Source organism: Microbacterium sp., assembly GCF_051860965.1.
In the GTDB taxonomy this organism is placed as follows: domain Bacteria; phylum Actinomycetota; class Actinomycetes; order Actinomycetales; family Microbacteriaceae; genus Microbacterium.
The window spans coordinates 71,362-91,677 of record NZ_JBIMKU010000007.1; the positions used below are offsets into that span (position 1 = coordinate 71,362).

23 protein-coding genes and 1 tRNA gene are annotated in these 20,316 nt (G+C 69.1%); 9 read left to right on the forward strand and 15 right to left on the reverse strand.

All coding sequences use genetic code 11. The annotated features are described in order from the left end of the window. Position 1: 1 nt before the first annotated feature. Both ACTIFV_RS14150 and ACTIFV_RS14155 read left to right on the forward strand, forming a co-directional pair. Positions 2–466, forward strand: coding sequence for a MarR family winged helix-turn-helix transcriptional regulator (locus ACTIFV_RS14150; RefSeq protein WP_439593435.1), 465 nt, complete (start codon positions 2–4; stop codon positions 464–466). Positions 467–633: 167 nt separating this feature from the next. Continuing rightward, complete coding sequence (locus ACTIFV_RS14155; protein ID WP_439593436.1) at positions 634–1,611, forward strand: NADP-dependent oxidoreductase; 978 nt, start codon at positions 634–636, stop codon at positions 1,609–1,611. On the opposite strand, the gene ACTIFV_RS14160 is transcribed toward ACTIFV_RS14155, so the two are convergent. Continuing rightward, a complete protein-coding gene (locus ACTIFV_RS14160) occupies positions 1,598–2,488 on the reverse strand; it encodes a LysR family transcriptional regulator ArgP (protein WP_439593437.1) in 891 nt (296 codons plus the stop codon). The two genes, ACTIFV_RS14155 and ACTIFV_RS14160, sit on opposite strands and share 14 nt — an antisense overlap. 71 nt (positions 2,489–2,559) lie before the next feature. Here ACTIFV_RS14160 and ACTIFV_RS14165 point away from each other — a divergent pair, with 71 nt between their 5' ends. Further along, positions 2,560–3,195, forward strand: a complete 636-nt coding sequence (locus ACTIFV_RS14165) for a LysE/ArgO family amino acid transporter (RefSeq protein ID WP_439593438.1) — start codon at positions 2,560–2,562, stop codon at positions 3,193–3,195. Here the strand turns inward: ACTIFV_RS14165 and ACTIFV_RS14170 are convergent, their stop codons facing one another. Next, positions 3,196–3,549: an iron chaperone gene (locus ACTIFV_RS14170; RefSeq protein WP_439593439.1), complete on the reverse strand. Its 354-nt coding sequence runs from the start codon at positions 3,547–3,549 to the stop codon at positions 3,196–3,198. A gap of 25 nt (positions 3,550–3,574) precedes the next feature. Here ACTIFV_RS14170 and ACTIFV_RS14175 point away from each other — a divergent pair, with 25 nt between their 5' ends. After that, positions 3,575–3,850, forward strand: coding sequence for an acylphosphatase (locus ACTIFV_RS14175; protein ID WP_439593440.1), 276 nt, complete (start codon positions 3,575–3,577; stop codon positions 3,848–3,850). Between the two features lie 11 nt (positions 3,851–3,861). On the opposite strand, the gene ACTIFV_RS14180 is transcribed toward ACTIFV_RS14175, so the two are convergent. The 8 genes from ACTIFV_RS14180 to ACTIFV_RS14215 all read right to left on the reverse strand — a co-directional run bounded on the left by ACTIFV_RS14180 (position 3,862) and on the right by ACTIFV_RS14215 (position 9,284). Beyond that, on the reverse strand, positions 3,862–4,665 hold the full coding sequence (locus ACTIFV_RS14180) for an amino acid ABC transporter ATP-binding protein (protein ID WP_439593441.1): 804 nt from the start codon (positions 4,663–4,665) through the stop codon (positions 3,862–3,864). Continuing rightward, complete coding sequence (locus ACTIFV_RS14185) at positions 4,652–5,314, reverse strand: amino acid ABC transporter permease (protein WP_439593442.1); 663 nt, start codon at positions 5,312–5,314, stop codon at positions 4,652–4,654. The genes ACTIFV_RS14180 and ACTIFV_RS14185 overlap by 14 nt, the downstream gene beginning before the upstream one ends. Before the next feature lie 21 nt (positions 5,315–5,335). After that, on the reverse strand, positions 5,336–6,148 hold the full coding sequence (locus tag ACTIFV_RS14190) for an amino acid ABC transporter substrate-binding protein (RefSeq protein ID WP_439593443.1): 813 nt from the start codon (positions 6,146–6,148) through the stop codon (positions 5,336–5,338). Between the two features lie 193 nt (positions 6,149–6,341). After that, positions 6,342–7,031, reverse strand: coding sequence for a 50S ribosomal protein L1 (rplA, locus tag ACTIFV_RS14195; protein WP_439593444.1), 690 nt, complete (start codon positions 7,029–7,031; stop codon positions 6,342–6,344). A gap of 14 nt (positions 7,032–7,045) precedes the next feature. Then, positions 7,046–7,477, reverse strand: coding sequence for a 50S ribosomal protein L11 (gene rplK / locus ACTIFV_RS14200; RefSeq protein WP_243074110.1), 432 nt, complete (start codon positions 7,475–7,477; stop codon positions 7,046–7,048). Between the two features lie 195 nt (positions 7,478–7,672). Then, complete coding sequence (nusG, locus tag ACTIFV_RS14205; RefSeq protein ID WP_439593445.1) at positions 7,673–8,824, reverse strand: transcription termination/antitermination protein NusG; 1,152 nt, start codon at positions 8,822–8,824, stop codon at positions 7,673–7,675. Positions 8,825–8,883: 59 nt separating this feature from the next. Continuing rightward, positions 8,884–9,147, reverse strand: a complete 264-nt coding sequence (gene secE, locus ACTIFV_RS14210; protein ID WP_439593615.1) for a preprotein translocase subunit SecE — start codon at positions 9,145–9,147, stop codon at positions 8,884–8,886. A gap of 64 nt (positions 9,148–9,211) precedes the next feature. Beyond that, positions 9,212–9,284: transfer RNA gene (locus ACTIFV_RS14215), tRNA-Trp, on the reverse strand. Positions 9,285–9,483: 199 nt separating this feature from the next. Here ACTIFV_RS14215 and ACTIFV_RS14220 point away from each other — a divergent pair. From ACTIFV_RS14220 to ACTIFV_RS14235, 4 genes are all read left to right on the forward strand, one after another. After that, a complete protein-coding gene (locus ACTIFV_RS14220) occupies positions 9,484–10,101 on the forward strand; it encodes a hypothetical protein (protein WP_439593446.1) in 618 nt (205 codons plus the stop codon). 114 nt (positions 10,102–10,215) lie between these two features. Next, positions 10,216–10,980, forward strand: coding sequence for a 3-oxoacid CoA-transferase subunit A (locus ACTIFV_RS14225; protein WP_439593447.1), 765 nt, complete (start codon positions 10,216–10,218; stop codon positions 10,978–10,980). Continuing rightward, on the forward strand, positions 10,977–11,636 hold the full coding sequence (locus ACTIFV_RS14230; protein WP_439593448.1) for a 3-oxoacid CoA-transferase subunit B: 660 nt from the start codon (positions 10,977–10,979) through the stop codon (positions 11,634–11,636). Before ACTIFV_RS14225 ends, ACTIFV_RS14230 begins: the two co-directional genes overlap by 4 nt. Then, positions 11,633–12,808, forward strand: coding sequence for a thiolase family protein (locus ACTIFV_RS14235; protein WP_439593449.1), 1,176 nt, complete (start codon positions 11,633–11,635; stop codon positions 12,806–12,808). Before ACTIFV_RS14230 ends, ACTIFV_RS14235 begins: the two co-directional genes overlap by 4 nt. On the opposite strand, the gene ACTIFV_RS14240 is transcribed toward ACTIFV_RS14235, so the two are convergent. Genes ACTIFV_RS14240 through ACTIFV_RS14260 form a run of 5 tightly spaced genes read right to left on the reverse strand, consistent with a single transcriptional unit; the run spans position 12,805 to position 18,715 of the window. Beyond that, positions 12,805–13,296, reverse strand: a complete 492-nt coding sequence (locus ACTIFV_RS14240; protein ID WP_439593450.1) for a nuclear transport factor 2 family protein — start codon at positions 13,294–13,296, stop codon at positions 12,805–12,807. The two genes, ACTIFV_RS14235 and ACTIFV_RS14240, sit on opposite strands and share 4 nt — an antisense overlap. Beyond that, the gene (gene gcvPB / locus ACTIFV_RS14245; protein WP_439593451.1) at positions 13,260–14,786 is read right to left on the reverse strand and encodes an aminomethyl-transferring glycine dehydrogenase subunit GcvPB; all 1,527 of its coding nucleotides are present in this window, start codon (positions 14,784–14,786) and stop codon (positions 13,260–13,262) included. Before gcvPB ends, ACTIFV_RS14240 begins: the two co-directional genes overlap by 37 nt. Then, on the reverse strand, positions 14,783–16,183 hold the full coding sequence (gene gcvPA, locus ACTIFV_RS14250; protein ID WP_439593452.1) for an aminomethyl-transferring glycine dehydrogenase subunit GcvPA: 1,401 nt from the start codon (positions 16,181–16,183) through the stop codon (positions 14,783–14,785). Before gcvPA ends, gcvPB begins: the two co-directional genes overlap by 4 nt. A 37-nt stretch (positions 16,184–16,220) precedes the next feature. Then, positions 16,221–17,336, reverse strand: a complete 1,116-nt coding sequence (locus ACTIFV_RS14255) for an ATP-NAD kinase family protein (RefSeq protein ID WP_439593453.1) — start codon at positions 17,334–17,336, stop codon at positions 16,221–16,223. A gap of 8 nt (positions 17,337–17,344) precedes the next feature. Continuing rightward, positions 17,345–18,715: an aminotransferase gene (locus ACTIFV_RS14260; protein WP_439593454.1), complete on the reverse strand. Its 1,371-nt coding sequence runs from the start codon at positions 18,713–18,715 to the stop codon at positions 17,345–17,347. A 120-nt stretch (positions 18,716–18,835) separates the two neighbouring features. Here ACTIFV_RS14260 and ACTIFV_RS14265 point away from each other — a divergent pair, with 120 nt between their 5' ends. Further along, complete coding sequence (locus tag ACTIFV_RS14265; protein ID WP_439593455.1) at positions 18,836–20,305, forward strand: NAD-dependent succinate-semialdehyde dehydrogenase; 1,470 nt, start codon at positions 18,836–18,838, stop codon at positions 20,303–20,305. The last annotated feature ends 11 nt before the right edge of the window (positions 20,306–20,316 follow it).

Sequence of the window (20,316 nt, forward strand, 5' to 3'; positions counted from 1 at the left end):
GATGACGACCGACTCGGCCCCGGAGGCGCGCACCCGTGCGGTGCGCGCCCTCGAGGCCGAGTTCGGCGAACTCTTCACGCGGGTACGGCAGCTGCTCGCCGACAGCGCGCATCGGATGAGCCCCGGCATGCTCCCCGGGGCATACAAGGCGTTCACCACCATCGTGCGCCGCGAGGTCATCACCCTCTCGGCCCTCGCCGAGAGCCTCATGGCCGACAAGGGCCAGGTCAGTCGCACGGTCCGCGACCTCGAACAGCTCGGCTTCGTGCAGCGCACGCCCGATCCCGACGACGGGCGCTCGAGCCTGCTCTCGGCGACGCCGCTCGGGCTCGAGAGGCTCGCGGAGGTCCGCAGGCCGCAGAGCAGCACCCTCCTCACCGCCCTCGACGAGTGGTCGATCGACGACGTGCAGGAGCTCACACGCCTGCTGCACGCGCTCAGCACGGGTGTGCCTCCGCGCTCCTGAAGCTTCAAGCGTCCGTCTCACCCACGTAACACGGTCGAGACATCGGCGCGGTTGACTGTCTTCACGAGGCACGAGTGCTGCCGAGGACGACACGCACGCGGAGGTGGCGAAACATGAGATTCCGACCGTTGCGATCGGCCTCTGCTCCCGAGTCGGATCTGCCCCCGATGCCCGAGCCTCCGACCGCGATGCGCGCCGTCGTCTTCGACGAGCCGGGCACGCCGAGCGTGCTGCGCGAAGCATCCGTTCCCGTGCCCTCGCCCGTCCTGAGCGAGCTGCTCGTGCGCGTCGTCGCGGCGGGCATCAACCCGATCGACGCGAAGACGCGCTCCGGCGCCGGCGTCTCGGCGCAGATCCACGAGTTCCCCGCGACGCTGGGCTACGACTTCAGCGGCATCGTCGTGAAGGCCCCGTACGAGTCGCACCCCCTGCAGCCGGGCACCCCGGTCTTCGGGATGGTCCCGTTCCCGCGCTCCGGGGGCACGTACGCCGAGTACGCCGTCGTCCCGTCGCTGTCGGTCGCCAAGCGACCGGCGACGCTCTCCCACGTCGAGGCCGCCGGCGTCCCGCTGGCCGCTCTCACCGCGTGGGGGCTCGTCGTCGAGACGGCGCACGCCCACGAGGGGCAGCGCGTGCTCATCCACGCGGGCAGCGGAGGCGTCGGCCACTTCGCCGTGCAGATCGCCGCCTACTTCGGCGCCCACGTCACCGCGACCGCATCCGGAGCCAACGCCGCGTGGCTGCGGGATCTCGGGGCGTCCGTCGTCATCGACTACACGACGACGCGATTCGACGACGTGATCGCCGACGTCGACGTCGTGATCGACCTCGTGGGCAACGTGCACGGCGACACCGGCACGCGCTCTCTGCGCGTGCTGCGCCCCGGAGGCCTGTACGTCCTGGTGCCGACGGGTTCGTGGCCCGGCTTCGCCGAGGCGGCGGAAGACGCCGGCGTGCGCGCGACGTCGTACAAGGTCGTGCCCGACGGCGGGGCTCTCGCGACGATCGGTCGCCTGCTCGACTCCGGTGCCGTGCAGGTGTACATCGACAAGGTCTTCGACCTCGCCGATGCGGCATCGGCTCATGGGTCGCTCGAAGAGGGGCACACGCGCGGCAAGATCGTGCTGCGCGTCAGCGACGACTGAGCACCCGGCGCCCTTCCGCGACGATCTCGTCGGCGATCGCGTCGAGCAGCGGGGAACGCAGATTCCACTGCTGCCAGTACAGCGGCACGTCGACGGGCCGGCCGCCCAGGCGTACGAGCTCCCCGTTCGCAAGGCCCTCCGCCGACTGGAACGTCGGCAGGAGCGCCCACCCGAGTCCGAGCTTCGTCGCGGTCGCGAAGTCGTTCGACGCCGGGACGTAGTGGCGCGGAGGCAGTGCAGGATCCACCCCCATCGCCTCGAGCCACTGCGTCTGCAGGTCGTCGCGCCGATCGAAGTCCACGAGGGGAGCGAGGGAGAGGGATGCCGCATCCGCTCCCTCCCCGAGCCATCGCGCCAGATAGGCAGGGGTCGCGACCGCTTCGTAGCGCATCGCTCCGAGCTCGCTGACGCGGCAGCCGGCGACGGGCACAGCGCGGGACGTGACGGCACCCATGACCGTGCCCGACTCGAGAAGTCCCGCCGTGAAGTCCTGATCGTCGCGGTGGAGCTCGAAGACGACGGGATGCCGCTGCGACAGCCGCGCGAGCGGCGCGAGGAACCACGTCGCGAGGGAGTCGGCGTTGACCGCCAGGGAGACGGAGGTGCGACCGCCCTCGTCGTCCGCGCCCAGCTCACCGAGCGTGTCGTGCTCGAGCAGAGCGACCTGACGGGCGAGGCGCACGACCGCGGCACCGGCTTCGGTCGTGCGCACCGGCTTCGACCGCACGAGCACCACGCGCCCGAGCAGGTCCTCGAGGGCACGGATGCGCTGGCTCACCGCGGAGGGAGTGACGTGCAGGCGTCGGGCCGCGGCATCCAGAGTCCCCTCGTCGACGACGACGGCGAGGGTCTCGGCGAGCTCGAACGGAAACCGCATAGTAAGCCACGCTAATGCATCGAAAGAATCCTGAGCTGTACTTGATCCGCGGGCGAATCTATCGTCGGAGAGTGCTCACCTCGCTGTTCGCCGGCCTCGGACTCGGCTTCTCGCTCATCGTCGCCATCGGCGCGCAGAACCTCTTCGTGCTGCGCCAGGGCCTGCGACGCGAGCACGTGCTGGTGGTCGCCGCGATCTGCGCCGCGTCGGACGCGGCTCTCATCGCGGTGGGCGTCTCGGGCGTCGGGCTCGTGCTGCACGCCGTGCCGTGGCTCATCGACGTCGTCCGCTGGGCCGGCGCGGTCTTCCTGGTCGTGTACGGACTGCTCGCCGCGAAGCGCGCGTGGCGCCCGAGCGGGCAGGCGCTCCAGGTGTCTTCGAGCGAGGGGGCACCGGCGTCGCGTGTCACGACCGCGACTCGTCTCGCGCCCGTCGTGCTCACGGTCCTCGCGCTGACGTGGCTCAATCCGCACGTCTATCTCGACACCGTCTTCCTGCTCGGCACCGTCGCCAACACGCACGGCGACACCCGCTGGTGGTTCGCGCTGGGGGCGATGGTCGCCAGCGTCGTGTGGTTCTTCGGTCTCGCGACCGGCGCGCGGTATCTCAGCCGCTGGCTCGCGACTCCGCGCGCGTGGCGCATCCTCGATGGCGTCATCGCGGTCGTCATGATCGCGCTGGGGATCTCACTGGTCCTCCCCCGCTGATCAGCCCTCGATCTGCTCCTTGCGGGCGATCACGAGCGCCCGCAGCACGTCATCGGGCAGGGGATGCTCGGGCTGAAAGCGGATCGTGCCCTTGTCGAGCCCCGTCTGCGACACGGCCGCGACCGCGTCCGCGACGGCCGACACGGCGTCCGGGCTGAACGGATAGACCCCGATGTGCTTCTTCGCCCGCATCACCGACACGAGCGGCTTGCCGCGATGGAGGAGCGCCGGCATCCCGTATCCGAGCCCCTGCTCGGCGTCGGGCACCTCGGCGCGGGCGATCGCGTACACACGCGCGATCGCTTCGCGGTCTGCCGGTTCGAGCCCTGCGAGGTAGTCATCGACGGTGCCCATGACGGCATCCTGGCACGATGGACGCATGAGACGGGTGCATGTCGTGGTGCGGGGCGTGGTGCAGGGCGTCGGCTACCGCTACACGATGCGCATGATCGCACGCGAGGCGGGCGTGACGGGCTGGGTGCGGAACCTCCGCGACGGCTCGGTCGAGGCCGAGGTCGAGGGCACCGACGCACAGGTCGACGAGGTGCTCGCATGGATGGCGGAGGGCCCGCCCGGTTCGCGGGTGGATGCGGCGACGGTGACGGGTGCCGCGCCCGTCGCCGAGGCGTCGTTCGACGTGCGCCCGGACGGGTGACGCCGCGCGTCTCAGTCGAGCGGACGCAGGATGCGGTCGAGGAATCTCCGGGTGCGCTCCTCGCGCGGCGCCGTGAAGATCTGGGACGGATGCCCCTCCTCGACGACCGCGCCGTGGTCGAGGAACAGCACGACATCGGCGGCCTGGCGCGCGAAGGCGATCTCGTGCGTCACGAGCACCATCGTCCAGCCCTCCTCCGCGAGCTCCTTGATGACCTTGAGCACTTCGCCCACGAGTTCGGGATCGAGGGCGCTCGTCGGCTCGTCGAAGAGGAGCAGGTCGGGCTTGAGCGCGAGCGCGCGCACGATGCCCACCCGCTGCTGCTGGCCTCCCGAGAGCTGATGCGGGTAGGCATCGCGCTTGTCGGCCAGGCCCACGCGCTCGAGCAGGGCGACGGCTTCCTCCGTCGCCTGCGCCTTCGGGATCCTCTGCACCTGCACCGGACCCTCGATCACGTTCTGCAGGACCGTCTTGTGCGGGAAGAGGTTGTGATGCTGGAAGACCATCGCCGACCGGTCGCGCAGAGCGAAGCGATCGCCTTTGCGCACGGGCTGCGCGAAATCGATGGACGGGCCACCGTCCACCTCGATCGTTCCGGCATCCGGGGTCTCGAGGCCGTTCAGCGAGCGCAGCACCGTCGTCTTGCCCGAGCCGCTCGGACCGATGAGCACGACGACCTGACCGCGGTGCAGATCGAGATCGATGCCGCGCAGGACTTCGTGGTCGCCGAAGGACTTCCGGATGCCGCGCGCGGCCAGGAGCGTCGAGCCGGGCGTCACGGGCGGCGGAGCGAGTGGATCGTCAGTGTGCGACATAGCGATCGAGCCGCCTTTCGATGAGCCCCTGGCCGCTGCCCAGGACGAGACAGAAGATCCAGTAGATGAGCGCGGCCTCGAGGTAGATGACCATGAACTCGAGGCTGAAGGCCGCGATCTCCTCCGCCTTGCGGAAGAGCTCGGTCACGAGGATGAGCGAGGCGAGCGAGGTGTCCTTGACGAGTGAGATGAACGTGTTCGACAGGGGCGGCACCGACACGCGCGCCGCCTGAGGCAGGATGATGCGCACGAGCGACTGGCCCGGAGACATCCCCGCCGTGTAGGCCGCCTCCCACTGGCCCTTGGGCACCGAGAGGATCGCGGCGCGGATGACCTCCGCTCCGTAACCGCCGACATTGAGGGAGAACGCGATGATCGCGCTCGGCCAGGGGTCGACCACGAGCCCGATCGAGGGCAGTCCGTAGAAGATCACGAACAGCTGCACGAGGAGCGGCGTGCCGCGGATCACCGAGATGTAGAACCGCGCGATGCCCGAGAGCACGGGGTTCTTCGAGATCCGCAGCAGCGCCATGCCGAGCGCGATCACGAGTCCGATCGCGAACGACGAGATCGCGAGCGGGATCGTGCCGGTCAGGCCCGCCAGCGTGATGGGCCAGAACGAGGTGAGGAAGAGCTGCCAGACGTCCATGCGGACCTCCGATCGAAGGGATTACTGCGAGACGTCGACGCCGAAGTACTTCTCGCTGATCTCGGCCAGCACTCCCTCTTCGCGGAGCTCGGCGAGTGCCGCGTCGATCGCGGCGACAAGAGCAGTCTTGTCCTTCGTGAGCGCGAACGCATTCAATGCGGGGTCATCGGTCTCGGCGGCGATCTTCAGCCCGGTCGGCCCGTTGGTCGTCTCGTAGTCGAGGAACGTGAGATTGTCGTTGATCGTGGCGTCCACGCGTCCCTGCTGCAGGAGTGCGACGGCCTGTGCCCAGCCCTCGACGGCCTCGACCTGAGCGCCGGACTCCTGAGCGAGCTCGTACCAGTTGCTCGTCAGCGACTGGGCGGTCGTCTTGCCGGCGAGGTCGTCGAAGCTCGAGATCGAGTCGTCGTCCTCCTTCACGACGATGACACCCGGCGAGACGGTGTACGGCTCGCTGAAGAGGTACTTCTCCTCGCGCTCGGGGTTGATCGAGACCTGGTTGGCGATGACGTCGAAGCGACCGGCATCCAATCCCGCGAAGATCGCGTCCCACTGGGTCTCTTCGAACTTCACCTCGAGGTCGAGCTTCTCGGCCACCGCCTCGATGATCTCGACGTCGTAGCCCGTGAGGTCGCCCGAGCCCTCCGCGTGGAACGAGAACGGCCGGTACGTGCCCTCGGTCGCGACCGTGAGCACGCCGGGAGTGCCGAGTCCGTAGTCGTCGGCCGCTCCGCTCGAGGAGGTCGACGGGGCGGCGGCTCCGCCGCTGCAGGCGACGAGGGGCGCGGCGAGCGCGGCGATGACGGCGAGGGTGAGGATGCGGCGACGGGACATGAGGGTGACTCCTGGTGCGGTGATTCCGCTCGCGGGTCTCGCAGACGGAAGCTCCTACGCTAACCCCGCGAGCGCCGATCGCCGATTCGGCCGTAGCCGAGCGTCATACGAGCGCCCGTCGAGTCACGCGGGGCGCTCGCCGCGCACGACGAAGGGGCCCTGTCCGAAGACAGAGCCCCTTCGTGCGAGAGCCTTACAGCGCGTTGACGTCCAGCGGGATGCCGGGGCCGAACGTGGTCGACACGGCGCCCTTCTGGATGTAGCGGCCCTTCGAGCTCGACGGCTTCAGGCGGATGATCTCTTCGAGAGCAGCCTTGAAGTTGTCATCGAGCTGCTCGGCCGAGAACGACGCCTTGCCCACGATGAAGTGGACGTTGGCGTGCTTGTCGACGCGGAACTCGATCTTGCCGCCCTTGATCTCCTCGACGGCCTTGGCCGGGTTGGGGGTCACGGTGCCGGTCTTGGGGTTCGGCATGAGGCCTCGGGGACCGAGGACCTTGCCGAGTCGACCGACCTGGCCCATGAGCTCGGGCGTCGAGACGGCCGCGTCGAACGCGGTCCATCCACCGGCGACCTTCTCGATGAGCTCGGCGCCGCCGACCTCATCCGCGCCCGCGGCGATCGCGGCCTCGGCGGCCGGACCCGTCGCGAACACGATGACGCGGGCGGTCTTGCCCGTGCCGTGCGGGAGCATGACGGTGCCACGCACCATCTGGTCGGCCTTGCGAGGGTCGACGGCGAGCTTGAGCGCGACCTCGACGGTCGAGTCGAACTTCGCCGACCCCGTCTCCTTCGCGAGCACGACGGCCTCGGTGGGCGTGTAGAACGTGTCGGCCGCGATCTTCGCGGCGGCGGCCTGGTAGGCCTTGGACTTAGCAGCCATTTTCTCTAATCCCCTCAGCCCTCGACCGTGATGCCCATGGAACGGGCGGTGCCGGCGATGATCAGCGAGGCGGCCTCGATGTCGTTCGCGTTCAGGTCGGGCATCTTCGTCTCGGCGATCTGGCGGACCTGCTCCTTGGTGAGCTTCGCGACCTTGACCGTGTGGGGCGTCTTCGAGCCCTTGGCCACGCCGGCGGCCTTCTTGATGAGCTCCGCGGCGGGCGGGGTCTTCAGGATGAACGTGAAGCTGCGGTCCTCGTAGACGGTGATCTCGACGGGGATGACGTTGCCGCGCTGCGACTCGGTCGCGGCGTTGTACGCCTTGCAGAACTCCATGATGTTGACGCCATGCTGACCGAGCGCGGGGCCGATCGGCGGCGCCGGGTTGGCTGCACCGGCGTTGATCTGAAGCTTGATCAGGCCGGTCACCTTCTTCTTCGGTGCCATTCTTGTTTCCTTTCGATCGAACGGATGCCGTGGCATCCCGTTCTCCCGCGCATCCGGCATCTCCGGATCGCGGTCGTCTGCAGGCACGCCGAAGCGGACCGCAAACCAAGCAAGTCTACCGCATGGCACGAGCCGTCAGAGACGCGAGAACGCCCCGGCCGGCGGACCGGGCGGGGCGTTCTCGAGAGGACGTGCCTACTGCTTGGTGACCTGGTCGAACGAGAGCTCGACGGGGGTCTCGCGCTCGAAGAGCGACACGAGGACCGTGAGCTTGCCGCTCTCGGGCTTGATCTCGCTGATCGAGCCGGGAAGACCCGCGAACGAGCCCTCCTTGATCGTGATCGTCTCGCCGATCTCGAAGTCGACCTCGGTGATGACGCTGCGCGCCTGCGTCGCGGAGCCCTTCGCCGTCGTCTTGGCGGGAGCGGTCTCCTTGATCTCGACGAGCGACTTCAGCATGTTGAAGGCCTCTTCGAAGCGGAGCGGGGTCGGGTTGTGGGCGTTGCCCACGAAGCCCGTGACGCCCGGCGTGTGGCGCACGACCGACCAAGTGTCCTCGTTGAGCTCCATGCGCACGAGCACGTAGCCCGGGATCCGGACGCGCGTGACCATCTTGCGCTGACCGTTCTTGATCTCGACGACGTCCTCCATCGGGACCTCGATCTGGTAGATGTCGTCCTCGACCTCGAGCGTCGACTTGCGCTGCTCGATGTTGGCCTTCACCTTGCGCTCGAAGCCGGCGTACGAGTGGATGACGTACCACTTGCCGGGAAGCATGCGCAGGTCGGCGCGGAACGCGTCGTAGGGGTCGATGTCCTCGTCATCCGCGGACTCGTCGTCCGCAGCGTCGAGGTCGACGGGCGCCTCGGCGGCGTCGGCGGCTGAGACGGTGGCCTCCACCTCGTCGACGACGGATGCCGCGGCATCCACCTCCGAGGTGAACTCCTCGTCCAGCACGGGCTCATCCTCGTCGCCGTTGATGTCGGGACCGTCGTAGGGGGTCACGTCGTCCGCGTGCGCGGCGACGTAATCGGCCTCTTCCTCGGCGATCGACTCGTTGAGAGCCTCGGCCGCGGCTTCCGCCTCAGCGGCCTCGTCGATGTTGAGTGCGTCGTTCACGATGGCGTCCGCCTCCGGGTCGTCGATGTCGTCGATGTCTTCGAGGTCCGACTCGTTCTCCTCGTCGTCCTCGTCCGGGTCGTCGACGATGTGCAGCGCGACGTGCTCGGCGGGAGTGACCGACCACTCCTCGGCGGCGAGCTGGTTGCCCTCCTGCGCTTCGTCGTCCTCGGAGGACTGCTCGGCCGCGGTCGCCCAGTCGGCGTCGTCGGTGAATCTTTCAGACACTTGTGCTTCTTCCGTTCCGCGGGATGGATGCGTCATCCATCGCCGCGTCGTAGATCAGGTCAGGCCGGTACGCCGAAGACGGTGCCGGCGAGCCACGTGAACAGGAGGTCGAGGCTGTAGACGATCGCCATCATCACGACGACGAAGCCGAGCACGACGAGCGTGTACTTCAGCAGCTCCTGGCGGGTCGGGGTGATGACCTTGCGGAGTTCTGCGAAGACCTGACGAACGAACAGGGCGATGCGGGCGAAGAAGTTGGGCTTCTTCGTGCCGGGTGCGCCGCTCGCTGCGACGACCTCGCCGTTCGGCTCATCCTGAACCATCGATGCCACCTGAATACCTTCCGTGAGCCAGCGCCGGCCGGCGTGTGCCTGCTGCGCTGACGCGCAGGGCGGACAGGAATCGAACCTGCAACCTGCGGTTTTGGAGACCGCTGCTCTGCCAATTGAGCTACCGCCCTAGAGATCGTGCGATCTCGGATGAAACCCGATGCCCTGCGCCGCGACCTCTCCGAGGTGAACCCGCGAACGGCGGGCACGGCGAAAGAATGCAGATTTCAACTGCACTGCAAGTGTACGGCATGCCTCCGCGGCGGTCGAACCGCGACGGCCGCCCCGACGCAGGCGGCGGGTGCGCAGGGCACGGCTATCATTCCGGGCATGGCGATCCCGCAGTCCGAGCTCGATGCACTCTGGGACTTCTCCGATCCCTCCGGCTCGGAGGCTCGCCTGCGGGCTGCGGCCGGCACCGAGACGGATGCCGCGACCCGCGCCGAGCTCGTGACGCAGGTCGCTCGAGCCCTCGGCCTGCAGGAGCGCTTCGCGGAGGGGCATGCCGAGCTCGACGCGGTCGCGTCGGACGCGCCGGTGGTCGGGGTGCGGATCGCGCTCGAGCGCGGACGTCTGCGCAACTCGGGCGGCGATGCGGAGGGGGCGGTGGCCTTCTTCGAGGATGCCGCTCGGAAGGCCGCATCGGTCGGCCACACCTTCCTGCAGGTGGACGCCCTGCACATGATCGCGATCGCCGCGCCCGACCGCGCCGCGGATGCGACGACGGAGGCTCTCGCGGTGCTCGATCGCGTCGATGACCCGCGCACCCTCCGCTGGCGCGTCGCGCTGCACAACAACGCAGGGTGGACGCATTTCGACGCGGGCCGCTTCGCCGAGGCGATCACCGCTTTCCAGCACGCGCGCGACGCCGCCGAGCGCTGGGGCACCCCCCAGCAGGTGCAGTGGGCCGACGAGGCGCTGGCCGAGGCCCGGGCCGAACAGGGCTGATTCCGGCGAGGACACCGGCCGCATGCCTCTCCGCGGCCTCGATCGGACGTGTGCGCTATTCTGGTCGCACAGCGCACGACTGTACGTCCAACGAACAGAAGAGGAGTGCGGCGCATGATCGACAAGACGGTCGCCGATGCCGCCACCGCCGTCGCCGACATCGCCGACGGGTCCACCGTCATGATCGGCGGGTTCGGCCGTGCGGGGCAGCCGGTCGAGCTCATCGACGCGCTCATCGATCAGGGTGCGGGTGATCTCACGATCGTCAGCAACAACGCCGGCAACGGGGACGTCGGACTTGCACGTCTCCTGGCGCTCGGTCGCGCGCGCCGGATCATCTGCTCCTTTCCGCGCCAGCACGACTCGTGGGTCTTCGACCGCCTGTATCGCGCGGGTGAGATCGAGCTCACGATCGTCCCGCAGGGCAATCTCGCCGAGCGCATCCGCGCCGCCGGCGCAGGGATCGGAGCCTTCTTCAGTCCCACGGGCGCGGGTACGGAGCTCGCGGAGGGCAAGGAGGTGCGCGTCATCGACGGGCGCACGTATGTGCTCGAGTACCCGATCCACGCCGACGTCGCGCTGATCAGCGGGCTGGAAGGCGACCGCTGGGGCAACATCGTCTACCGCAAGACGGCGCGCAACTTCGGCCCGATCATGGCCACCGCCGCGCGCGTCTCCATCGTGCAGGTCGACCGGATCGCTCCTCTCGGCACGATCGACCCGGAGACGGTCGTGACGCCGGGAATCCACGTGGATCGCGTCGTCGCCGTGGCTCCGCGACCATGGGTGCAGGACGGTCGGTTCGTCGGCGGTGTCGACATCGACGGGCATCCGCTCGAGCCGGCCTCGACAAGCGACACGGACGGAGTGCGATCGTGACCACCCGCATCTCACGAGGCGAGCTTGCCGCCCGCATCGCCGCGGACATTCCCGAGGGGTCGTATGTGAACCTCGGGATCGGCGCCCCGACGCTCGTGGCCAACTACCTGCCCGACGACCTCGAGATCATCCTGCACACCGAGAACGGGCTGCTCGGCATGGGCCCTGCGCCGACCGAGGGCCTCATCGACCCGGACCTCATCAATGCCGGCAAGCAGCCGGTGACCGAGTTGCCGGGTGCCGCGTACTTCCACCACGCGGACTCGTTCGCGATGATGCGCGGCGGTCACCTCGATGTGTGCGTGCTGGGCGCGTTCCAGGTGTCGCAGCGGGGCGATCTCGCGAACTGGTCCACGGGAGCACCCGGGGCGATTCCCGCCGTGGGCGGTGCGATGGATCTCGCGATCGGCGCGAAGTCGGTCTACGTGATGACCGATCTGCTCACGAAGGAGGGTGCGTCGAAGCTCGTCGAGGACTGCACCTATCCGCTCACGGGCGTCGGCTGCGTCACTCGGGTGTACACCGATCACGCCGTCTTCGACGTGGTGGACGGAGGGTTCGCCGTGCGGGAGGTCTTCGGCGAGAACACGGTCGAGGAGATCTCGGAGCTGACGGGCCTCTCGTTCGTCGGCGACACGACGAAGGAGCACGGATGACCACGACATACGTCCACGACGCGGTGCGCACGCCGTTCGGCCGCGCTGGAGGGGCCCTGTCGGGCATCCGCCCCGATGATCTCGCCGCCCACGTCATGAAGGCGATCGTGCAGCGGAGCGACCTCGACCCCGCTCGCATCGCGGACGTCATCTTCGGCGACGCCAACCAGGCCGGTGAAGACAACCGCAATGTCGCGCGCTTCGGCGCCCTGCTCGCGGGGTTCCCCACCTCCGTCACCGGTGTGACGGTGAATCGCCTGTGCGCCTCGAGCGTCGAGGCCGTCGTGCAGGGTGCGCGCGCGATCGAGTCCGGCGACGCCGAGATCGTGCTCGCAGGCGGGGTGGAGTCGATGAGTCGGGCCCCCTACGTCGTGGAGAAGTCGCCGAAGGCATGGCCCGCCACCGGCAACCAGACGATGTGGAACACGGCGATCGGCCGGCGGATGACCAACCGATCGCTGCCGATCCCCTGGACGATCTCGAACGGGCAGGCCGCCGAGAAGATCGCGCGCGAGTGGGGCATCGGGCGCGACGCGCAGGACGAGTTCGCGGTGCGCTCCCATCGCCTGGCCGCGCGGGCCTGGGCCGACGGGGTGTACGACGCCGAGACGACGACGGTGCCGGGCACGGATCTCGCGCGCGACGAGGGCATCCGCGACGACACCTCGGTCGAGCGGCTCGCCACCCTCGGGGCGCTGTTCGCCACGGAGGGCAGCGGGACGGTGACCGCGGGCAACTCCTCACCGATCAACGACGGCGCGTCAGCGGTGCTGCTGGCCGGCGAAGGGGTTCTGCCGGGAGAGCCGCTCGCCCGCATCGCCGGACGCGCCGCGCACGGCGTCGACCCCGACGACTTCCCGATCGCCCCCATCGAGGCCGCGAACAAGGCCCTCGCTCGTGCCGGGCGGACGTGGGCGGATGTGGATCTGGTCGAGCTCAACGAGGCGTTCGCGTCCCAGTCGCTGGCCTGCGTGAAGGGCTGGCCGCAGCTCGATCCCGAGATCGTCAACATCCACGGCGGCGCGATCGCGATCGGCCACCCGCTCGGCGCGTCCGGCGGACGCATCATCGGCCACGCGGCGCACGAGCTGGCGCGCCGGGGATCGGGCGTCGCCGTCGTCGCCATCTGCATCGGCGTCGGCCAGGGTCTGGCCGTCGTGCTGGAGCGCTAAGCCGTCGGGATCACCTGATGCACGTAGCGCGCCTCGGTGATGATGCGCCGCCTCGTGAACACCCAGCGGCCACCCTCTCGCGCGTACTCGTCCTCGTACCGGATGAGGAAGTTGTGGCTCAGATCGAACGGCAGCCGCTGATTCTGGTGGAAGTCCTCGTACAGATGATGCGCGATGCAGTAGACCTCACCGGACGCTCTCTCGCCGTCGAGCACGATGCGCTGGGTCGTCACCGAGTGGAGGGTCTTCTGGTAGCGGGCGAGCTGATCCTCGGGAATGCGCAGGACGTCTTCGAGCCCTCGGACCGTTCCGCCGCTCTCGAACGCGATGTCGTCCGAGAACAGCGCCCGCCAGGCGGCGCGGTCGCCCTTGTCGAGAGCGACCGCGTACCGATGGGAGAGCTCGCGGATGCTCAGCTCGTCGAGCAGGGTCGACAGCGCGGGCTCGACCATCAGCGTGCCGCGTGCTTGCGCCGGTAGGCGGCCCACGTCACAGCCCACGTGTCGGGATCGTCGAGCCCCGACCCGTCGATCTGGGCGACGACCTGGTTGTGCGGTGCGGTCCGCACCATCTCGGGATCGCTGCGTCCCTCTTCGAGCACGTGCGCGAGCACCGCGATCCACTCGTCGAGATCCTCCTTCGACCACATCTCACCCGCTTCGGGAGTGAAGGGCTCGGGAATGATCCACGGCTCGTGGGCGAGCCAGTAGGCGTCGATGCCGAAGTCGGTCATGCGGTTCTGCACGTCGACCGTGGACAGCCCGGTCTCGGCCGCGTACTCCTCGAGCGAGTAGCGGGTCATCTCCATGCGCGGGAGCGCCTTGCCGGCGAACGACATGGTGACGCCCGGGAGCGCCATCAGCTGCTTCTCCATGTAGTTGTTGGCCAGCAGCGAGAGATCCGATGCCTCGCGCAGACCGTCCGTGCCCATCGCGAGGATCCACGAGTACGCCTTGACGAGCTGCTGCACGTTGCCGAGGAACTCCCGGACCCGCCCCACGCTCTCGACCGGTTCGATCAGGTCGTAGACATCGCCGTTCTTCACCACCCGCGGCCCCGGCAGGAAGCGGGCGAGCTCTTCGGAGCATCCGTACGCCCCCACCGAGGGCCCGTTGCCGCCCTTGGGGACCCCGAACGTCTTGTGCAGCATGTACATGCAGGCGTCGAACCCGAGGTCGCGGGCGCGCAGGCGCGTCATGACGCCGTTGAAGTTGGCGCTGTCGTAGAAGGCGAGGGCGCCCACGTCGTGGACGGCGGCGATGAACTCCTTGATGTGCGGGTTGTAGATGCCCATGTCGTCGGGGTTGTTCAGCATCAGCGCGGCCGTGTGCGGACCGATCACCGCCTGGAGTGCTTCGAGCGACGGGTAGCCGTCCTCTTCGACCGGCAGGGTGATGACCTCGAAGCCCGCGGCCTTCGCCGTCGCCGGGTTGCACGGGTGCGCCTGCGCGGTGGTCACGATCTGGGTGCGCTGGGCGAGCTCGCCGCGAGAGGCGTGGTAAGCCCGGGTGACCACGGTGTGGAGGTAGGCGGCATCCGCCCCACCGCCTGGCTGGAAGCTGAACGCGTCCATCCCCGAGAGGTTGCGCAGCTGCTCTTCGAGCCCGTGCACGATGCCGAGGAGGCCCTGATAGGTCGCCGGGTCCTGACGCGGGTGCACCGCGGCGACCTCGGAGCGCGCCGTGATCTGCTCGTTGACCGTCGGGTTGTGCTTCATCGTGCACGTGCCGAACAGGCTGATGCCCATCATGCCCATCGTCTGCTGCGACAGATGCGTGAAGTGACGTCGCACCTCGTACTCGGCGAGTTCGGGAAGATCGGCGTCATGGGCGCGGCGGAGGTCCGCGGGGAACAGCGCGTCCGACGGCGACGGCGCCCACGAGGCGGGCGGCACGACCCCGCGGCGGCCGGGCGCACCGAGCTCGTAGACGATCGGCTCGTCCCACGAGGCGGCGTGATACTTGCGGACGGCGCTCATGGCGCGACCACCTCCTCGAGGGCGGAGACCAATCGTCGGACGTCGTGCTCGGTGATGACCTCGGTGACGCTGTACAGCGCGCAGCCGTCGAGAGCCGGGTGGGTTCCCGTCAGGTCGTGGCCGCCCAGGATGCCGCGCTCGCGCAGCGCGGCATTGATCGCCTCGACCGACCGGCCGGTGGCCGAGAAGTCGACGACGAACTCCTTGAAGATGCGGTCGCCGTAGCGCACCGACACCCCCGGGACGGCGCCGACGAGCTCCGCGGTGCGACGCGCGTTCGCCGCGACCGTCTCGGACAGCTCGCGCATCCCCGCCGGACCGAGGAGCGCGAGATAGACCGCCGCCCGCACCGCCCAGAGGTAGACGGAGTTGCCCGTCCAGTCGTTGCCCAGCTCGCGCGAACCGTAGGAGCTCTGACCGAACAGCGTCATGCCGAAGGCGCGCTCCCCCTCGACGATGGTGGGGGCGATGCTCACCTGGAGCGTCGGGAACTGACGCGCGTAGCGCTCCTCGTCGCGGCTGGCGATGAATCCGCCGACGCCGCCGCCGGCGTTCAGGTGGATGCCGAGCGGCTGGATGGATCCGACCACGATGTCCGCGCCGAACGTCGCGGGCGAGGCGAGACCCCCGAGCGAGATGGGGTCGACGCCGACGATCACCTCGGCACCGACTCCGTGCGCAGCCTCGACGATCCGTGCGATGTCGTGCTCGATGACGCCCCACGAGTTGGGCGTCTCGACGTAGACCGCTGCGATGTCGTCTCCGAGCGCTGCTGTCAGCTCGTCGACCGACAGTGTTCCGGTCGCGGTGTCCAGCGGCAGTTCCCGCACCTCGAGCGACCCGCCGAGCTCGTGCGAGCCCGCGTACGTGTCGATGACGAGTCGCCGCTCGCGATCGAGGTTGTCGGGGACCAGCACGACACGACGCCCCGTCAAACGGGCCGCCATGCGCAGCGCGTGGCCGGCGGCGCAGCCCCAGCTGTAGACGGGGAGTCCGACGAACTCGAGATCGACGAGTGCTCCGAGCTGGGACGCGAACTCGAACCAGGCCTGGTTGCGGCCGTGATCCGAGCTGGGGGTGCCCCACACCGACGTCGAGATCTCGGGGCGGGCGGCGATCTCATCGCACAGCGCCGGGACGTGGTGCTTCCAGTAGCCGCCGCCCAGGAACGACACGTGCGAGTCGGTGGAGATCACGCCGCGCAGACGGTCCTCCATCAGGCGACGCAGCTCGTACTCGGAGCGGATGCCGGCGACCGGGCTGACAGCGTCGTCCGAGCGGTGGTCGGCCGGGATCTGCGCGAAGAGCTCCTCGACGTCCGCGATGCCGATGCCCTCGAGGAGCGCCTGCCGGCTCCCCTCTGCCGAGTTCGCCATGTACGGATGCGATGGACTCATGTGCTTCTCCTCTGGTGGATCATGAAGGTGGCGGGCGTCACGCGGCGGCGTCGATCACCCGGAGTACGGTGCTCTGTCGGGGGCCGGTGCGCACCCGGCGATATCCGAGCAGCGGGTGCGGTGCGCGGTCGGGATCCGGCTCGGCGTCGACGAGGAGGACGGGCGGGAACAGACCGCTCACCTTCTGCTCCGTCGCGAGGATGTGGATGCGATCGGTGCCGATCGACGAGATCACCCGCGCGCTGAGCTGCTGATTGCCGCGGCCCAGGAGGAACCCCTGTCCACCGACGACCCCGAGCACGAGCAGCGGCTGCTCGGCGGCGCGCACGATGGCGAACAGGCGCTCCTCGGTCACATCGGGCTCGGCCGTCCCATCGGGGTGCAGGACGTCGACCCCGCGCAGGGTCGCGGCCATCCCGAGTGCGGCGGCGACCGCTCCCGTCGTCGCGCCCGGTCCGACGATCCAGGTGGTGCGCGGCGGCGCGGCGGGAACGAGGCTCTCGGCGATCGCCCGGCCTACGACGGCAGATGCCGCCGGCGGGGCGACGGTCTTCGCCCCCTGCAGGGGCTCGTGCGACCGCGGGGCCCGCAGCATCCCGACGACGCCCGTCTCATCGGACGCCCCCACGTCGAGCACTTCGGCGGATTCGAACGTGGCCAGACCGCTGATCACCGCGTCGAGCAGTCGTCCGGCGGCCTCGGGCGAGCGCGAGAAGACCTCGGAGTGCATCTTGACGCCGGCAGGCACCCCGATGACCGGGAGGCTCTCGCCGATCGCCTCCGCCACGTCCGTGGCGGTGCCGTCGCCCCCCGCGAAGACGAGCAGGTCGATGCCCGACGCGATGAGGCGGCGGGCGGCGGCGATGGTGTCGGCCCGCGTCGTGCGAACAGGGTGGCCGGTGGTGCTCAGGCAGGTGTGCGGGATGCCGGCGGCGGTCAGCGCGTCGGAGCCCAGCACGCCGGGCGCGGCGACCAGCTCGAGATCGCCCCCCGGTGATCCCGGCCGATCGAGCGCCCGGACGAGCCGGGCTGCGGCACGCCCGGCCCGCACGGCGTCATCGAACCGATCGACCGGAAGCCCATCGGTTCCGTGCAGCGCGAGCGCGCCGCCGAAACCCGCGATCGGGTTCAGCAGCACGCCCGCACGCACCATCACGGCTCCTACGCGTCGCGCATCTCGGCGACGGCGCGATCGAGGCCCGCCCGCACACCGGCCACCATGCGCGAAAGCTCGTCGGGTGTGGTGACGAAGGGCGGCGAGAAGGACACGGTGTCGGCGGCGGGCAGAGCCCGCGTGATGACTCCCTCGGCGAGCGCGCCGCGCGTCACGGCGGCGGCGAACGCACCCTGCGGCGCGAAGGCCCGCAGGGGTTCGCGCGAGTCGACGAACTCGACCGCGGCCATCAGTCCGCGACCGCGGATCTCGGCGACGTTCGGGTGATCGGCGAAGGCCTCGTGGAGCATGCGGTGCAGCAGCGCGCCGTTCTCTGCGACCTGGGCGACGAGTCCGTCGCGCTCGATGATGTCGAGGTTCTTCATCGCCGCCGCCGCCGCGAGGGGGTGCGCCGAGTAGGTGTAGCCGTGACCGAAGCTCCCGTACTTGGCGGAACCCTCGATCAGGACCTCCCAGACCTTCCCGCTGACGAGCACGGCGGACAGCGGCACGTACGCCGACGTGATGCCCTTCGCGACGGTCATGAGGTCGGGCCGCATGTTGACCGAGTCGCTTCCGAACGGCACGCCGAGGCGCCCGAAGCCGTTGACGACCTCGTCCGCGATGAGGAGGACGTCGTACTTGTCGAGCACCTCCTGGATCTTGGGGAAGTAGGTGTCGGGCGGCACGATCACGCCGCCCGCCGCCATGACGGGCTCGGCGATCATCGCCGCGACGGTGTCGGGGCCCTCGTTGACGATGAAGCGGTCGAGTTCGAGCGCGAGGGCGGTGGCGAACTCGTCATCGGTCTGACCGGGTTCGCGCTCCCAGAGCCGATGGGGCGGTCGCACATGACGGATCATCGGCAGAGGCAGATCGAATCCGTCGTGGAGGTTCTTCAGGCCGGTGAGCCCGCCCGAGAGCACCGTGACGCCGTGATAGCCGCGCCGACGGGAGATGATCTTCTTCTTCTGCGGTCGGCCCAGCACGTTGTTGTAGTACCAGACGAGCTTGGCCTGGGTGTCGTTGGCGTCGGAGCCCGAGTTGCCGAAGAACACCTTGCTCATGGGGACGGGCGCCATCGCGATGAGGCGCTCCGACAGTCGCGCGGGAAGATCGGTGCCCATCGACGAGAACGCGTGGAAGTAGGGCAGCGTCAGCGCCTGCTCGCGCAGAGCGTCGGCCATCTCGGGGTGCGAGTAGCCGACGTTCACGCACCACAGCCCTGCCATCGCGTCGAGATACTCACGACCCGCGCGATCGGTGACCGTCGCACCCTTCCCCGAGACGATGGTCATGTGGGGCCCGCTCTCAGCGTGGGCCGCAAGGTTGGTCATCGGGTGGAACAGGAAGTTCCGATCGAGCTCCTCGACATTCATGTCGTATACCTTCGTTCGTTCGCATTACGCACTTATGGTCGCACTTCGCACATTACCCCGTATGCTGGACAACGTTCAAACCCCATTCTTCGTTCCTAGTCAGAAAGTTGAGGGCGACCCATGACGATCACCCGTTCCGAGCTCCTCGAGAGTGATCTCGTGCGCACGCAGCTCTATTTCGGCGGACAGTGGCGGGACGGGTCGACGGGCGAGAGCAAGCCCGTCACCGACCCCGCGACCGGCGACGAGATCGCCCGGGTCGCCGTCGCCACCGCCGATGACGTCGTCGCGGCGATCGAGGCCGCCTCGGACGCCTTCCGGTCCTGGTCGAAGGTGACCGCGCCGCAGCGGTCGCGCATCCTGCGCCGCTGGTACGACCTCGTCGTGGAGCGCGTCGACGACATCGCCGAGATCCTCACGGCCGAGCAGGGGAAGCCGCTCGCCGAGGCCAAGGCGGAGGTGCTCTACGGCGCCGGCTTCATCGAGTGGTTCGCCGAGGAGGCGAAGCGCCTGTACGGCGAGGTCATCCCCACGAACAATCCCAACCGGCGTATGCACACCACGCGCAGCGCGGTCGGCGTCACGGCGGCCATCACCCCGTGGAACTTCCCGGCCGCGATGATCCTCCGCAAGGCCGCGCCCGCACTCGCAGCGGGCTGCACGATGATCATCAAGCCTGCCAGCGAGACCCCGCTCACCGCCTTCGCCCTCGTCGCCCTCGCCGAAGAGGCCGGCATCCCTGCGGGCGTGCTCAGCGTGGTGAACGGCTCTGGCTCGGTCATCGGCGGCGTCCTCACCAGCCACGAGCTCGTGCGCACGATCAGCTTCACGGGATCGACGGAAGTCGGCCGCACGCTCATGGCGCAGTCGGCCGGCACGATCAAGCGCCTGGCGCTCGAACTCGGCGGCAACGCTCCTCTGATCGTGTTCGACGACGCCGACATCGACAACGCCGTCAAGGGCGCGATGGACTCGAAGTTCCGCAACGCCGGGCAGACCTGCGTCTGCGCGAACCGCATCATCGTGCAGGAGGGCATCCACGACGAATTCGTCGCCGCGCTCTCCCGCGAGGTCGCGAAGCTCCGCGTCGGCGACGGGCGCGACCCGCAGACGACGCAGGGGCCGCTCATCTCGCAGGCCGCCGTCGAGAAGGTGCAGTCGCACATCGCGGATGCGACGAGCAAGGGCGCTCGCGTGCTCAACGGCGGCGGCGTCAGCGAGCTCGGCGGCACCTTCTTCGAACCCACCCTGCTCGTCGGCGCGACGGCGGACATGCTGGTCGCGTCCGAGGAGACCTTCGGCCCCCTCGCCCCCGTCTTCACGTTCTCGACGGAGGAAGAGGCGATCGCACTCGCCAACGACACGGAGTTCGGTCTTGCGGGGTACTTCTTCAGCCGCGACATCGGTCGCATCACCCGCGTCGCGGAGGCCCTCGAGGTGGGCGTCGTCGGCGTGAACACGGGGCTCATCTCGTACGAGGGCGCGCCGTTCGGCGGCGTGAAGCAATCTGGCATCGGCCGCGAGGGCTCGCTCCACGGCATCGAGGAGTACACCGAGCTGAAGTACATCTGCATCGAAGGGATCCTGTGACGGCCAGCGCG

Coding starts and splice junctions, on each gene's coding strand:
- ACTIFV_RS14235 (WP_439593449.1), top strand. CDS start 11,633: ATGACCACGACATACGTCCACGACGCGGTGCGCACGCCGTTCGGCCGC.
- ACTIFV_RS14185 (WP_439593442.1), bottom strand. CDS start 5,314: ATGGACGTCTGGCAGCTCTTCCTCACCTCGTTCTGGCCCATCACGCTG.
- gcvPA (WP_439593452.1), bottom strand. CDS start 16,183: ATGAGTCCATCGCATCCGTACATGGCGAACTCGGCAGAGGGGAGCCGG.
- ACTIFV_RS14160 (WP_439593437.1), bottom strand. CDS start 2,488: ATGCGGTTTCCGTTCGAGCTCGCCGAGACCCTCGCCGTCGTCGTCGAC.
- ACTIFV_RS14150 (WP_439593435.1), top strand. CDS start 2: ATGACGACCGACTCGGCCCCGGAGGCGCGCACCCGTGCGGTGCGCGCC.
- secE (WP_439593615.1), bottom strand. CDS start 9,147: ATGGTTCAGGATGAGCCGAACGGCGAGGTCGTCGCAGCGAGCGGCGCA.
- rplA (WP_439593444.1), bottom strand. CDS start 7,031: ATGGCTGCTAAGTCCAAGGCCTACCAGGCCGCCGCCGCGAAGATCGCG.
- ACTIFV_RS14220 (WP_439593446.1), top strand. CDS start 9,484: ATGGCGATCCCGCAGTCCGAGCTCGATGCACTCTGGGACTTCTCCGAT.
- rplK (WP_243074110.1), bottom strand. CDS start 7,477: ATGGCACCGAAGAAGAAGGTGACCGGCCTGATCAAGCTTCAGATCAAC.
- ACTIFV_RS14260 (WP_439593454.1), bottom strand. CDS start 18,715: ATGAATGTCGAGGAGCTCGATCGGAACTTCCTGTTCCACCCGATGACC.
- ACTIFV_RS14225 (WP_439593447.1), top strand. CDS start 10,216: ATGATCGACAAGACGGTCGCCGATGCCGCCACCGCCGTCGCCGACATC.
- ACTIFV_RS14255 (WP_439593453.1), bottom strand. CDS start 17,336: ATGGTGCGTGCGGGCGTGCTGCTGAACCCGATCGCGGGTTTCGGCGGC.
- ACTIFV_RS14170 (WP_439593439.1), bottom strand. CDS start 3,549: ATGGGCACCGTCGATGACTACCTCGCAGGGCTCGAACCGGCAGACCGC.
- ACTIFV_RS14180 (WP_439593441.1), bottom strand. CDS start 4,665: ATGTCGCACACTGACGATCCACTCGCTCCGCCGCCCGTGACGCCCGGC.
- ACTIFV_RS14155 (WP_439593436.1), top strand. CDS start 634: ATGCCCGAGCCTCCGACCGCGATGCGCGCCGTCGTCTTCGACGAGCCG.
- ACTIFV_RS14265 (WP_439593455.1), top strand. CDS start 18,836: ATGACGATCACCCGTTCCGAGCTCCTCGAGAGTGATCTCGTGCGCACG.
- ACTIFV_RS14190 (WP_439593443.1), bottom strand. CDS start 6,148: ATGTCCCGTCGCCGCATCCTCACCCTCGCCGTCATCGCCGCGCTCGCC.
- gcvPB (WP_439593451.1), bottom strand. CDS start 14,786: ATGAGCGCCGTCCGCAAGTATCACGCCGCCTCGTGGGACGAGCCGATC.
- ACTIFV_RS14175 (WP_439593440.1), top strand. CDS start 3,575: ATGAGACGGGTGCATGTCGTGGTGCGGGGCGTGGTGCAGGGCGTCGGC.